The 13,899-nt window shown below is 69.0% G+C and carries 10 protein-coding genes and 1 CRISPR repeat array; of the genes, 2 read left to right on the top strand and 8 right to left on the bottom strand.

Translation table 11 applies throughout. From position 1 onward, the window contains the following. Positions 1-21: 21 nt before the first annotated feature. The 5 genes from casB to ABZ833_RS04295 all read right to left on the bottom strand — a co-directional run bounded on the left by casB (position 22) and on the right by ABZ833_RS04295 (position 9,822). On the bottom strand, positions 22-696 hold the full coding sequence (gene casB, locus ABZ833_RS04275; protein WP_361040745.1) for a type I-E CRISPR-associated protein Cse2/CasB: 675 nt from the start codon (positions 694-696) through the stop codon (positions 22-24). 28 nt (positions 697-724) lie between these two features. Continuing rightward, positions 725-2,356 (bottom strand): type I-E CRISPR-associated protein Cse1/CasA, encoded by a 1,632-nt coding sequence (casA, locus tag ABZ833_RS04280; protein WP_361040747.1) that lies wholly within the window; start codon positions 2,354-2,356, stop codon positions 725-727. Between the two features lie 41 nt (positions 2,357-2,397). Then, positions 2,398-5,127: a CRISPR-associated endonuclease Cas3'' gene (locus ABZ833_RS04285; protein WP_361040750.1), complete on the bottom strand. Its 2,730-nt coding sequence runs from the start codon at positions 5,125-5,127 to the stop codon at positions 2,398-2,400. A 586-nt stretch (positions 5,128-5,713) separates the two neighbouring features. Then, positions 5,714-6,233: direct repeats of the CRISPR family, unit length 16 nt; unit sequence GCGTGGGGGTGTTCCG. Positions 6,234-6,572: 339 nt separating this feature from the next. After that, on the bottom strand, positions 6,573-7,652 hold the full coding sequence (locus ABZ833_RS04290; RefSeq protein ID WP_361040753.1) for an IS110 family transposase: 1,080 nt from the start codon (positions 7,650-7,652) through the stop codon (positions 6,573-6,575). A gap of 1,204 nt (positions 7,653-8,856) precedes the next feature. Next, positions 8,857-9,822 carry a pirin family protein gene (locus ABZ833_RS04295; protein ID WP_361040756.1) on the bottom strand — a complete coding sequence of 322 codons (966 nt, stop codon included), beginning with the start codon at positions 9,820-9,822 and terminating at the stop codon, positions 8,857-8,859. A gap of 148 nt (positions 9,823-9,970) precedes the next feature. Between ABZ833_RS04295 and ABZ833_RS04300 the strand changes: the two genes are divergently transcribed. Next, positions 9,971-10,318 carry a tetratricopeptide repeat protein gene (locus ABZ833_RS04300; protein ID WP_361040759.1) on the top strand — a complete coding sequence of 116 codons (348 nt, stop codon included), beginning with the start codon at positions 9,971-9,973 and terminating at the stop codon, positions 10,316-10,318. Positions 10,319-10,405: 87 nt separating this feature from the next. On the opposite strand, the gene crcB (ABZ833_RS04305) is transcribed toward ABZ833_RS04300, so the two are convergent. From crcB (ABZ833_RS04305) to ABZ833_RS04315, 3 genes are read right to left on the bottom strand one after another with little or no spacing between them, the layout of a single operon-like run. Further along, a complete protein-coding gene (crcB, locus tag ABZ833_RS04305; RefSeq protein ID WP_361040762.1) occupies positions 10,406-10,792 on the bottom strand; it encodes a fluoride efflux transporter CrcB in 387 nt (128 codons plus the stop codon). Between the two features lie 16 nt (positions 10,793-10,808). Then, the gene (crcB, locus tag ABZ833_RS04310) at positions 10,809-11,228 is read right to left on the bottom strand and encodes a fluoride efflux transporter CrcB (RefSeq protein ID WP_361040765.1); all 420 of its coding nucleotides are present in this window, start codon (positions 11,226-11,228) and stop codon (positions 10,809-10,811) included. Between the two features lie 55 nt (positions 11,229-11,283). Further along, positions 11,284-11,649: a metalloregulator ArsR/SmtB family transcription factor gene (locus tag ABZ833_RS04315; RefSeq protein WP_249586064.1), complete on the bottom strand. Its 366-nt coding sequence runs from the start codon at positions 11,647-11,649 to the stop codon at positions 11,284-11,286. 96 nt (positions 11,650-11,745) lie between these two features. Between ABZ833_RS04315 and ABZ833_RS04320 the strand changes: the two genes are divergently transcribed. Next, a complete protein-coding gene (locus tag ABZ833_RS04320) occupies positions 11,746-13,737 on the top strand; it encodes a heavy metal translocating P-type ATPase (RefSeq protein ID WP_361040769.1) in 1,992 nt (663 codons plus the stop codon). Positions 13,738-13,899: the final 162 nt, after the last annotated feature.

Genomic DNA, 13,899 nt, shown 5'->3' on the forward strand with positions numbered 1-13,899 from the left:
GATCTCCTGTGGGTGAGGGGGTCAGTCCAGGTCGGCGCGGGCGGTGATCCGGTAGAAGTCCTGCAGCCAGCGGCGGCTGATACGCCCGGACTGGTAAGGCCAGTCGACGAGGTCTGCCAGCAACTGCCCCCAATCGATGGTGGCATCGGTGGCGCGCACCTGGTTCACCGCACCAGGGAGGTGCAGGTGGATACCGCGCAGGCTCTGCCGCGTCAGAAGGTTGATGCGGCTCTCCGCTGCGCTCATCCGCATGGAGGCGCCCTTTGCGATGACGGCTTGTCCCAGAGTGGCACCGAACGAGGAGCCATACGGGGTGGGATCGGGCGGGGCGGCCTCCTCGTCCGGTTCTCCGTCCTCCTGAAGAGCCTGCTTCTTTACCGCTCCTTGCTCGTCTGTGGTGTTCTCGTCGAATTCCTGGTCGGACGCGAAGGCGTGCCGGGGCTGGGCCGCGATCAGCGAGGCCACTGTGTAGTGGGCCTGCGCTGCTTTGTCGTCGCACCCTTCCGGCAGTCGCGGCGTCAGCAGCCGGTGCATGGCGCGTGTGCGCGGGTGGTCCAGGTCGCGGCGCAGGCCGGCCCGCAGCGCCGCACGGGCACCAGGGTCTGTGCGGCACAGGCGTTCGATACGCTCGGTGAATGCGGCATACGCGGCACGGTTCCTCTGCCGCTTGCTCACTTCTGGGGCTTGGAAGGTCACTGCCTGTCCTCGGGTCGGCGGGCGACGCTCACGACTGCTTGGCCGCCCTCTTCGTCTTCGATTGCTCCATCGCCTTGTGCGGGTCTTTCAGGGCGGCGAGGATGATCGCCTTCGCCCTGGTGACGGCCTTCGCGCCCCGCGAGGTGCGTGTCACGGAGCCGGTCACCGCCTCGTACGCCTCCAGCGCGTGCCACCCGAAAGCCCGGCATGCGGCCTCGAAGTCGAAGCCGGAGTCCACGGCGCCGTCGGAGCGTGTCAACTGCCGAAACCGCGACCAGAACTCGTCCTCCGCCGACGGCCAGTACTTTGCCGCGACCGCGTCCAGCCAGGCCCCCGGATCGTTCTTCTTGTCATCCGTGTACTTCAGCCAGGCTTCCTTCGTGGCCTGCTCCAGCCGGTGCCCGAAGAGCTCGCCGAGTTCGCGGAGCTGGCGTACGGGCCGCTCGGCACTCACCACGTCCTGTTCCACTTTGGAAAGGAGCACCGGGGTCGCGGAGTCGACGTATTGGTGGTTGGCCGCCTGACTGGCGTCCTGTTCGAAGCCCAGCGCGCGTATCCGCAGGTACTCGCTGACGTCGAAGGCATGGTCCATGACCTTCGGCTGGATGGGGCTCGAGTCGTCCAGCTGCTTGAGCAGCAGGGCGTCGATGTCCCGCCACAGGGACCGGGAGGAGGCTGCGAGCCGGGGGAAGGTCTCCCCGTCCTTGCCGATATCCCAGATCAGGTAGTCGTCTTGTGGCCGGATCCGCTCGGCATCGTGAGCCCAGGTGATGTACGCGTCGGCCGTGTGCTTACCGTCCTGGGCGGGGACGAGATAGAGCGCATGCTGGGAACAGGCGGTGAGCCGTGAGCAGGGGCCCTGCGGCTGGGGCATCGGCCCCAACGGGTCCGGGAGGCCCTCGACCTCCCAGGGGCACAGGTCGGTCTGCCGGCTGACGTCGCCATCGGGCGGGGTCAGGCCGGCCAGCAGCGTCAGGAGAAGGTTGTCGCACTGAGGGTGGTACGACAGCGCAGCCCGCAGGGGTGACGCCTTGGCATAGTGGTGGCTCACCTGGCCGACCGCACGCCTCGAGAGGGCGCCGGGGGCTCCCCAGTAATGCCAGGTCAGCAGCGACAGTGCCGCCTGCGAAAGGTTGGGGAGTACGGGATGGTCATGGCTCCAGTGCCCGAACCAGGAAAGATTGTTGCCCGCTGCCCGGCTCATGACCAGCTTGTGGACCCCGGCAGTGCTGCTGTCGCACTGGTCAGGCAGGCGGGGGTCCTGGAGCCAGGGACGATCGCGATCGAACAAGTCGAAGCGGTGGCTCCACTGGTCGAAGTAGCCTTCGATGCCGGCCTTGCGGCCGTCGGGGAGTTCGATGCTCTGCTCGCAAAGGCCCTGCTCGAGGATTTCCTCCCGCCGATCGCCCCAGCTTCCGGGCCCGGCCTCGTCCAGAGCGGTGATCCGGGCGGTGAGCGCGTACAGCAGGCGCAGCAGCGCCGAGTGAGCCGGAGCTTCCGCGACAAGGAGCGTACGAATCTCACGGGCGTGCAGAAACAGGCCCCTGAGGCCCACTTCCGGGGGGCCCGAGTACCCGTCCGCCCACTCGACCGGAATCCATGGCTGGTCGATCAGATTGGACGCAGGCGTGGTCACGCCCCTCCCCCCGTGGTCGGACATCCACCGAAGTTTAAAAGGAGACGTGGGGGCGGTGTGGGGTGTTACGGCAACTGATCAATGGTCAGGCCGAGTTCACTCATGTGGAATCGGTGCTTCGCGCTGGTGTGCACCCACTTACCGTCTTCCCGTCTCAGGTTCAGGCGGAGGACGGTCTTGAGCGCTGGCATATTCCGCCAGGCGTTGTTGGCATCACCCTGCACGGACTCCACGAGGCGCTTCGGTACCGGTATCAGGTAGGGGACGAGCTGGCCCGGCTTCGGTCTCCTGCTCTTGGAATCCAGCTCGAGCTTCTCCTCAAGGACGCCGTCCTCCAGGAGATGCACCGTCTGTCCCTGCTTGTTGCGCCCGGGGTACAGGCACACCACGTGCACCATCTCCTCGCCGAGTACGGAGGAGAGCAGCTCAGGCTCCATACCGGGGTGGTCGCGGCTCAGCAGGCCGAGGTCGCCGTCGAGCTCCCGCGGTCCGGGTACATCCAGCCAACCCGCAGTACCGCTGGCTCTGCGTTCGCGGACCGTGCGCCGGTTGTCGAGCCGGCGGAGCTCACGCGCCACAGACTCCCCCAGCCTGCCGACGAGCTCGTCGGCGTACACCTCGTCCAGCAGCAGGGGCAGTTCTTCGGGCAAAGAAACCGTCCTGCCGGCCCCCAGGAGCATGTCAGTGCGCCGCACCAGCGCGGCGTCGTCCAGTTCGGACTTCTTGTCCGCTCGGAGCACCACCAGCCGCGACCGGTCCCCCGTGCTCTGCGCCGCACGGGCCAGCAGGTCCGCGAGCGGTGCCGGCCCGGATATGACGAGGTCGAAATGCAGGCCCCGGACGTGTTCCAGCATCGATGTCGTCACCAGCACCGAGGGCCCGCAGGCTCCGCCGTCGGGAGAAAAGGCGCTCTGGCAGGCCGCGAGACGCTGCCACCGGTCCTTGTTGCGCATCTGTTCGTGGACCACGATCGCATCAAGGCCGGGCAGGTCCCGGGTGAGCTGACAAAACGTGCGGATGGCCTCCGCCGGCGTCGATCGGTAGACGACGGCCCTTCCGTTGCCGGTCGCGGCCATCGGCGCGACAGCCGCCCGGATCCAGTCGTAGGGCGCACCGTCGACGACCTTGATGCTCAGCGTGCCGGCACGAACGGCCGCGGCCAGCTGTCGGGGCAGGTGCCCGCCTCCGGACTGAGCATCCACGAACGACCACCCCGGCGGCCGACGAGGCTGCATCACCGGCTCTTTGCCCCCTCCTGCGCCCCGGCGGTAGGCCGCCAGCATCGCGTCCACCGACTTGTCCGCGGCCATCGCGGCCAAGACCACTGGAATCCGCAGCGCAGCGGTCCACTCCAGGAACCGGAGCATCAGCTTGTGCCCCCAGGCGCCGCGGGCATGGGCTTCATCCACTACGACGACCTTGCCGGAAAGGGCAAACAGCCTCATCACGTTGAACTTCACCGGCATGACAGCCTGCAGGAGTTCGTCCACCGTGCCCGTGCCCAGCGGGGCCAGGAGCGCACGGTGATGAGAGTTGAGCCAGCTGTTCGCGGCCGGGGCCCACTCCTCACCAGGCTCCGCGCTGACTCCGTCAGCCGCACTGGCATGCGCCCACTGCTCCGCGGCTTCCGCCGGCTTCAACCGGGAGGAGCTGTGGAGCAGGAGCGACCGCCAAGGGCCGGTCAGGGCCTGTTGTGCGAAAGCATGCACCTGCGCCATGTGACTGTCGGCCGCTGCACCGGTCGGCAATGCATAGAAGAGGCCCCGCGCGTTCGCCACATGCCCAAGAACCGCCGCTGCACGAAGCGCCGCTTCTGTACGGTCCTTCGACGGCGGCGCCGTCACCACCACCAAGCCCGGCCCGTGCTCGCTCACCAGATCAGGCAACTGACGTGCGATACCTGCCCCAAGGCCCGTCTCGCCCCCGCACCGAGCCGGGTGCGGCGGCCGGGCGAACCCCGTTCCGAGCAGGTCCGTCTGCTGCACCAGACGCGGAGCCGCTGCGCGGGCAATCTGCCAGTAAGAGTCCAGGTCTTGTGGAGTTCCAGCCCATCCCTCTTCCCTGAGCCGGGTCCGGATCTCCTCTTCGATACTGGCCAGCCAGTCCGACAAGGCCACCACCCCCGTCAGGACCACAGCCGCCCCCGGCGTCATCCGCCCTTGCGAGACCAGCTTCGCCCCGGTGACTCTGCGCACCTCCTCGAAGTGAACCCGCCGCTGCTCCTCCCAACTTCCCGCGCCCAGACCGGGATGACGGGCGACAGGGCACCTCGAGTCCTTGTCATGGACCACCGGGTGATACCGGCCACCGTGCCCACCGAGCAGCTGGGCCACCGCATGACTGAGCTGGGACTGCGGACGCCGCCTCGACGACGGATAGCCGATCTCCCCAAAGGCCCCCACCAGCCACCAGTGCGCTGCCGCTTCGTGCGACTGCCCGTCCTGCGCCTCGCCGGCACCACATCCGTACCCCGGCTCACCGCTCAGCCCCTGCGCCAGCAGCGTCCCGCCCTCGTACTTCGGGCCGTCCCGGTGCAGTTGGAACGGCACACTGATCTTCCCGATGTCATGCAGCCCCGCCCAGAACGCCACGAGCACCCGCGCCTGCTCCTCCGGAACCTGCAGCGCCCCTGCCACCATGCTCCGCTGATGCCCGGTCAGCAGCACGTCCCAGACGACCTCAGCAACGGCCGCCGTATCCAGCAGGTGACAGATCAAGGGGTGCGCGTTGTCTGTACCGCGGGCGTTCTTACCCAACCGGGCAGCCTTGCCCCACAGGCGGGAATCCAGGGACATGGTGCTCCTTGTCGCCAATCCAGTGCACGTGTGCCTCATAGGGCGCGGCAGAAACGGCCCGATCCCTCCCCCCCTCTTTCTGCTGCACCCCTTCGAAGACCGGCGGAGGGTATTTCCCTCAACCGCTGATACTCCAACTCGTCTCGCCCGTAGGATACTTACCGCTGCACGTCTCCCTGGGAGGTGCGCGGAACCCCATTGGCTCTCCAGCCGACGCAGTACCGAGACGAACGCACGACCCTCCCGAGGGTTGTGGCGCAACCTCGGCCCTGTCTGCGCTTTGGAGATACAGTGTCCCGGTTCCTGCACAAGTTCGCCGTACGCCGCGAGGTCCGCCTCGAGGGCACACGCGTAGTGATCAGCGCGGTAATCCACGCCCTGATCAACGAACTCGTCAGCTGGCTCATCTGAGCCAACGGTGACGGACCCCAGGGGCCCGTCACCCCCTTATACATGACGGCGATGCCCGCGGGGTACGCCCGGGCAAACGAGCAGAGCGCGGTGACCAGAACCAGACCCGTTGCCCCACTGCGATCGCCAGGCGGAGGTGTTCCGCAGGACACCGGCCGTCTCCCCGAGACCGGCCGTCCTTCCCACCGGCGTGGGGGTGTTCCGCTGGTAGCCCGGGGAAAAGTTCTTCACTTCAAGTCTTCCCCACCGGCGTGGGGGTGTTCCGGAGGCGTGATGGGACTCGAACTCGGCACCGAAGACCTCCCCACCAGCGTGGGGGTGTTCCGAGCACCGCGTCGCGCTCGCCTGCCTGAGTCGCGTCCTCCCCACCAGGGTGGGGGTGTTCCGTACAGCCGTGGCAGCGGGTCGGGCGAGGCGAGGTGGTCCTCCCCACCAGCGTGGGGGTGTTCCGCACTGCATGCCCGGTGACGGCGGCCGGTGCTCATCCTCCCCACCAGCGTGGGGGTTTTCCGGCCTTCAGGGCGCGTCGCTACGCGCAGGTCCGGCCTCCCCCACCGGCGTGGGGGTGTTCCGCCGCAGCCACGGCCGATCTCGTGCGCCACCATGTCTTCCCCACTGGCGTGGGGGTGTTCCGCGTCCGAAGGGGCGCCCCCGTGGTCGGCGGTCCTCTTCCCCACTGGCGTGGGGGTGTTCCGGTCTGCGTCGGTCTGATGCTGTGCGCGGCGGGTCCTGCCAGCCATCCAGTACGGCCTCGGCCAGGACGCCGTAGTGCCGTTCATAGCTGCCCATGGCCGCGCGATCGGCATGATCACGCAAGTGCAGCACCTCTTCCAAAGAGGCAGCCATCACCGGCCCTGATTCCTTTCCCCGAACCTCAACGTGACGCGCCGCCCAGCCCTCGTCATCGGCCTCGAAGTACAGCCACAGATCTTCGTCCTCGTAGTAGGTACGGAACCAGGTCGTCATGCGCCCATCCTCACCCACCAGCAGCCCGCATCACCTTGACCAAACAGATAGGGGCACCCACCAGAAGATCACCTGGTCAGCGCTGGGTGCTCCGCAAGGAGTGCACCCCGCGAGGCAGTTCCGTTCAATTCCTTGCGGCTGGCGCTGATCAGCCGGTAGATCTCGCGGGCAACGTAGCGCTTCAAGCAGCGGATGATCTCCCGCCGGGTCTTCCCCTCGGTCACGCGTCGCTCGTAATACGTCTGAGTCCGTGAGTCCCAGCGCAACCGTGACAGCACGATGCGATGAAGCGCAGCGTTCGCCTGCCGGTGGCCGCCGCGGTTGAGCCGGCGGTGCTGCCGGCTGCCCGATGAGTATTCGACGGGGCTTGCCCCGCACAAGGCCGCGAAGGACGCCTCACCTCGCATGCGCGCGCTGTTGTCTCCCAGGACCATCAGCAGCACTGCCGCGCTATGGGGGCCGACTCCGAGCGCCTCGAGTAGGCGAGGATAGTGCGTTACGATCACGCCTTCCAGGCGCTGTTCCAGCAGTAGAGCCTGCACCCTCAGTTGCTCGATGCGCTCAGCCAACACGCGCAACGTGAATCGGGTTGCCCGTACCAGCGGGTCCGTCTCCTCGTCGCCTTCGCGTAACTGCAGGCAGGCCAGGATGAGCGCTCGGCGCTTCAGACTCCGCAACTCCTCGCGCAGGACTGGGTCTGCGGTAACCAGAATGGCTCGCAGCTGGTTCATTGCTTGCCGTTTGGCACGTGCGGCAGAGTCCTTGGCCATCACATACATGCGTGCGATCTCGATAGGCCCTTTGCCTGTGTTGACCGGGAACTGCGCGCGGCCACTGAGCACGGAGCGGGCAGCAGCGACTGCGTCGCCCTCATCCGACTTGCTGCGTCGGCGCCGGGCCGAGCGACCCGGGCCAGGAGCCTCCACAACCTCTATGCCTGCAGACAGCAGATGCCGAGACAGCGCCGCCCCGTAGTTTCCGGAACTCTCCACCCCCGCCCGGTGGACCACACCCCATCCACAGGCCCACTCGACAAGGTCCCGATAGCCACTTGCCGTGGTAGGAAAGCGCTCAGTAGCCAGGGCTTGCCCCAGCATCGACACCACTGCCGCCACGTGGACGTCACGATGCGAGTCGACCCCGAGCACCACCTCACCTGCATTAGCAGTGTGGGCCGCGGCTTGGTGAAAGTCTGACGATTCGATCGTTCATTCACCCCCGTCGGCCCACGCACAAGCCTCGCCGCTGGCCCGGAAAGCGGTCGCAGATGACACTGTGCAGAGAACGCCCGCATAGCAGAGCTCTAGACAACCTCGCCCGGACCAGCGTCCGAGCCCACTGCCTCGGCCCGAGTCGACACAGGATCGTTAGGACACCTTGGTCAAAACCGTCAGGAGCCAGTCCGCGGTGCAGGAGCAGTGCTAGACGTCATGCTTCCCGAGGGCGACCGCTCCAATCTCAGCATGCCACCAGGCGCCGCAGAAGTTCCTTCAGCGCATTCCAACGCGCCCCGCGTGAATGCCGGCAGGCTTGTCCGTGCCACTGGCTGGCCCTCACCAAGGGGAAGGACCCCCGAGCCGCGTAGCGCTTACGGGAGCGGACAATCACACGCCGGGTTTCCCCCTCCTGCAACCGTTGCCCGCAACAGCCCTGCATCCTTGCGTCGACCCGAGGAGAGGGAACGCGAAGCGACGGGGTAGCCCAACGGCCGGACGATCGCTCCCGGTTCAGGCGGCGGTACTGCTGGCGCCCCGAAGTTCACTCCGTCGGACTGTCCCGCGCAGCGAGCAAGCAATGCGTTACCGTCCGAACGTTCCAGGTCGCCACCCATGTCCCCCGTGCCACACAAAGCGGGCACGCACGCCAGAACGCGGAACAGAGATGACCGCAAGTCCGACGACCAGATACTCCGCCACGCCTCGCGTGAGACGAAGACTGCAATGAAAGCGGGGCAGCCCTCAACTTCATGCAGCACGCCGATTAGCGCCTGGAACCGCTGAGGTTGTCGTACCCCCACAAAGAGCTGGCCAGTGGCGCAGCGCACCACCAGCTCTCCGCGCGCTTAAATGATCTCGCCTCCACCAGGGGTCAGCATTCAGGTCGGCGGTTCATTACCGGCAGGGGCAACTAGGTGCGTCCTACCTGCAAGCCAACGGGACTGACGATCCGTCAGAAAGGTCAGCATTGGGTCAGCATTCGGTCTGCCAAGCTCTGCCACAGAAGATCAAACCCTGGACCGAGAATCCCCTCTGCAGCACCCGGCTCCAGGCCCTGCACAACATCGTGGCCCCCTAGTCGCCGCCCTGCGCCAAGATCCCTTCGGATCTCGAGCCGGGCAGACATTCGCCCAGCTCAGCGCACACGACCCCGCGGTTTCAGCGGTCCCGTCGGCATCTCCGGGGCGGGCAGCGGATCTCCGTCATACCCCTTCACCTCACCGAACCGGGCCCCGGTCATCCAGTCCGAACGGGCCTGTGCGATATCCTCGTTGGACCGCCCGATGAAGTTCCACCACATGATCAGTTCCTCGTCGAACGGCTCGCCGCCCAGCAGCATCAGGCTCGCGTCCGACTGCGCGTGCAGCGGCAGTTCGGTGCGGCCGCAGCCCAGGTACAGCATCGAGCCGGGCAGGACGGGGACGCCGTCCACCCGCGTCTCGCCGGACATGCACAGGACTGCGTACTCGAAGTCGGGGTTCAGCGGGAGGCGTACGTCCGCGTCGCGGGTGAGGGTGAGGTCCGCGCCGACGATCGGGGTGTAGGTGGTGCCGGGTGACGTGGTGCCGTCGACCGTGCCGAGGATGAGGGTCGCCGTCAGACCGGGGGCGGTGACCAGGGGCAGCTCCGCGTGGTGCTCGAAGCGCGGGTCGGTGTTGCGGTGGACGTCGGGCAGCGCCACCCACAGCTGGGCGCCGTGCAGGAGGCGGGCGTGCGACCTGGGGCTCTCCTCGGAGTGCGAGATCGCCCGGCCCGAGGTCATCAGGCCGAGCTCGCGGGGGCGGATCGTCTGGAGGCTGCCCGTGGAGTCGCGGTGCAGGACCTCACCGTCGTGCAGCCAGCTGACCGTCTGCAGGCCCATGTGCGGGTGGGGGCCGACCTGCATGCCGGGCTCGTCAGCGATGTCGTCGGGGCCGTAGTGATCCACGAAACACCAGGCGCCGACCATGCGGCGCCCCAGGTTGGGCAGCAGACGGCGGACCTCCGTGGACTCGCCTAGCTTGACCTTGCGGGGGCTGAGGAGTTCCCGGACCGGTTCGGCGACGACGAACCCGCGCCCGCCGCACAGGGCCGGGACCGCCTCGCGATCAAGATTGCTCATGCCGCACAACCTAGACCCGCGGGGCACCGGACGTCAGGCACGCGCTCCGGTCATTCCGGAGGAACCGCCGTCCCAGTGGAATTGCCGCGAATGACTTAGTGGAATATTCAATCACTTGCGTTCGTTGGAGGGCTCGAAGGAGGCAACAGTGGACATGACGTACTACGACCACGGAACCGCGGCGGAGCGCTGGGAGCGCGCGCGGCAGTTCTTCGACGCCAAGGAGTACGCCACGGCGGCGCGCATCCTCGGCACCCTGGCCGACGAGGTGCCGGAGCAGGTCGCCCCGCGTCTGCTGCTCGCCCGCGCCTACTACCACTCGGCGCAACTGCGGCGCGCGGAGACGGAGTTGCGTACGGTCATCGAGATCGACCCCGTCGAGCAGTACGCCCGGCTGCTCCTCGGCCGCACCCTGGAGCGGCAGGGCCGGGACACGGACGCGGCACCGCACCTGCGGATGGCCGCGGCCCTCTCCGGGGACTTCCCGGAGGCCTGATCCCGGGGTCCGGGTCTGGGGTCCCGGGCCCGGGGTCCGGGTTCTCGTCGATCCCGCGATGGACGAGAACCCGGCCGCCGCGGCCCGTCACGCCCACAGCGTCTCCGCCAGCGCGACGCCCACGAAGACCGCGCCCAGCGCCGCCACCACACTGGCCACGACATTCACCGCCGCATAGAAGCGGGCACCGCCCTCGGTCAGCCGCAGCGTCTCGTACGAGAAGGTCGAGTACGTCGTCAGAGCGCCGCATAGGCCGGTGCCGAGGAACAGTTGGGTGTGGGAGGAGGCGGCGCCCGCGACGGTCGCGCCGGTGAGCACGCCGAGGATCAGGCTGCCCGCCACGTTGACCGCGAACGTCCCCCACGGGAAGACCGTGTCGTGCCTGGCCTGCACGGCGCGGTCGGTGAGGAACCGCAGCGGGGCGCCGATCATCGCGCCCGCCACCACGCAGAGCCAGTTGGCCAGTTGACTCATGGCCGCCTCCACTGGCTCATGACCGCCTCCACGCCACGGCGCGCCGCGTCGCCCACGACGCGCTCCACACCGCCGCGAGGGCCGCGAGCACCGTCAGTACGAGATAGGCGAGGCCCGTGCGCGCGTGTCCGCCCTCCGCCAGGCGCTCGATGTCCACCGCGTAGGTGGAGAAGGTGGTGAAGCCGCCCAGCACACCGGTGCCGAGGAAGGGCCGCAGCAGGCGGTGCGGCTCCCTGACGGTGCTCCGCACCTCGGTGATGAGCACCATCAGGACGCCCATCAGCGCGCAGCCGACGACGTTCACCAGGAGCGTCGTCGCGGGGAAGGTGCCGGGCGCGGTGGGCCAGATCAGGGACGCGCCGTAGCGGGCCGACGCGCCGATCGCGCCGCCGACGGCCACGACCGCCACCACGGGCCACACGCCGCGCTCCCTCACCTGTCCGGAACTCCCTCAACCGTGCGGAATCAAGAGGTCACTCTCGAAGATCAGGCTAGCCGCCCGCCGGCGTGTCCCGCAGACCGAGGCGCAGGTGCTCGACGTGGAAGAGCGCCTGGTCGAGGAGTTCGGCGACGTGGTGGTCGTAGAGGGCGTAGATCACGGAACGGCCGTGCCGTTCGCCGGTGATCAGGCCGAGGTTGCGCAGCAGGCGCAGCTGGTGGGAGCAGGCCGACTGCTCCATGCCGACCGCCTCGGCCAGGTCGCCCGCCGCGCAGGGGCCCTCCTGCAGACGGGCGAGGATCAGCAGTCTTGAGGGCGTCGCCAGGGCCTGGAGAGTGGCGGCGACGTCGGCGGCCCCCACGCTGTCCAGGCGTTCACGCGTGGTGGCGGTGCTCTTGTCGTCGACTCCGTGGCCCATGGGCGTCATCCTATCGATGACACATGAAAAGCTGTTCATTCATTCCTGTACGGTGTGGACGTTGCCGTTCCCCAGCCCGTGAAGGGTTCCTTCGCCATGCCCACTGCCCTCCTCCCCCGCTCCGGCCAGGGGGTCTCCGACGATCGCGCGGCGGCTCCGCGCCGCCGCACCCGTGTCCTCGCCCTCGCGGAGGCCCGCTGGGCGGCGGCTGCCACGGCCGCGTTCCTGATCGCGCTGCCGCTCCAGCTGGCGGGGGCCGCCGCGTGGACGTGGGGTGCGCTGTACGCCGTCGCGTACGTCGCGGGGGGCTGGGAGCCCGCGCTCGCCGGGCTGCGTGCGCTGCGCGAGAAGACTCTGGACGTGGACCTGCTGATGATCGTCGCGGCTCTTGGCGCCGCCTCGATCGGGCAGGTGATGGACGGGGCGCTGCTCATCGTCATCTTCGCCACGTCCGGCGCCCTCGAGGCCCTTGCCACCGCCCGCACCGCCGACTCGGTGCGCAGCCTGCTCGACCTCGCGCCCACCACGGCCACCCGGCTGACCGGCGGGGGCGGCGAAGAGCCGGTCGACACGGCCGAGTTGAGGGTCGGCGACGTCATCCTCGTACGCCCTGGTGAGCGGGTCGGTGCGGACGGCGAGGTGCTCGACGGCGCCAGTGATGTCGATCAGGCGACGATCACCGGGGAGCCGCTTCCGGTCGCCAAGGAGGCCGGGGACGAGGTGTTCGCGGGGACACTGAACGGGGCGGGCGCCCTGCGGGTGCGGGTCGGGCGTGACGCGGCGGACTCGGTGATCGCGCGGATCGTGGCGATGGTCGAGGAGGCATCGGAGACCAAGGCGCCCACGCAGCTGTTCATCGAGAAGGTCGAGCAGCGGTACTCGCTCGGCATGGTCGTCGCCACGCTCGCCGTGTTCGCGGTGCCGCTGGCGCTCGGCGACAACCTGACCGGGGCCTTGCTGCGGGCGATGACGTTCATGATCGTGGCCTCGCCGTGCGCGGTGGTCCTCGCCACGATGCCGCCGCTGCTCTCGGCGATCGCGAACGCGGGACGGCACGGCGTCCTGGTCAAGTCCGCCGTCGTGATGGAGCGTCTGGGGCAGGTCGACGCGGTCGCCCTCGACAAGACGGGCACCCTGACCGAGGGCACTCCCCGGGTGACCGCTGTCCACACGCTCCCCGGCGGCGACCTGACCGATGACGCCCTCCTCGCCCTCGCCGCAGCCGCCGAGCACCGCAGCGAACACCCCTTGGCCCGCGCCGTCGTGAGCGCGGCGCGCGCTCGCGGCCTCGGCCTTCCGGCGGCGGCGGACTTCGCGTCGGCGCCGGGTGTCGGGGTACGTGCCACGGTCGATGGCGCCACCGTCGAGGTCGGGGCCCCTGCGCGGCTGCTCGGCACCCAGCCGGGTGCCGACGCCCAGGACACGGCGAGCGTCGAAGCGGCCACGTACGCACGGGAGTTGGGTGAGAGCGGCCAGACCGCCGTGCTGGTGCTGCGCGACGGAGCCCCCGTCGGCGTCCTCGGCATCGCCGACCGCCTCCGCCCGGACGCCGCGGCGACCGTATCCGCCCTGGAGTCCCTGACCGGCACGGCTCCGATGCTGCTCACCGGCGACAACGCGCAGGCCGCCGCCCGGCTCGCGGCGGAGGTCGGCATCGGTGACGTACGGGCCGGGCTGCTGCCGCAGGACAAGGTCGCGGCGGTGCGCGAGGCGGAGGGTGCGGGACGCAAGGTCCTGGTCGTCGGAGACGGCGTCAACGACGCGCCCGCCCTCGCCGCGGCCCACACCGGCATCGCGATGGGCCGGGCCGGTTCCGACCTCGCCCTGGAGACCGCCGACGCCGTCATCGTGCGGGACGAACTCGCCACCGTGCCGAGGGTGATCGCCCTGTCCCGGCGCGCCCGCGGGCTCGTGGTGCAGAACCTGGTGATCGCCGGGGCGTTCATCGCCGTCCTGGTCACCTGGGACCTCGTCGGCAGCCTGCCGCTCCCCCTGGGCGTGCTCGGCCACGAGGGCTCCACCGTGATCGTGGGGCTCAACGGGCTGCGGCTGCTGCGGGATTCGGCGTGGCGGGGCTCGGGCGACTGAGAGGGTCGTGCGCGACTGAGCGGATGGTGCCCTTCTCGCAGGACTCGGCGCGGCTCTCGGTGACATCCGGGGGGAGTGGAGACGGCGGCGCGCACCTCGTCCCGTACGCGCCGCGACATGCCGCGGTCGGCGGACGCCCGCACGCACCGGGGCCCGTCACCC

The sequence above is a fragment of the Streptomyces sp. NPDC047525 genome (assembly GCF_040643025.1).
Classification (GTDB): Bacteria; Actinomycetota; Actinomycetes; order Streptomycetales; family Streptomycetaceae; genus Streptomyces; species Streptomyces durmitorensis.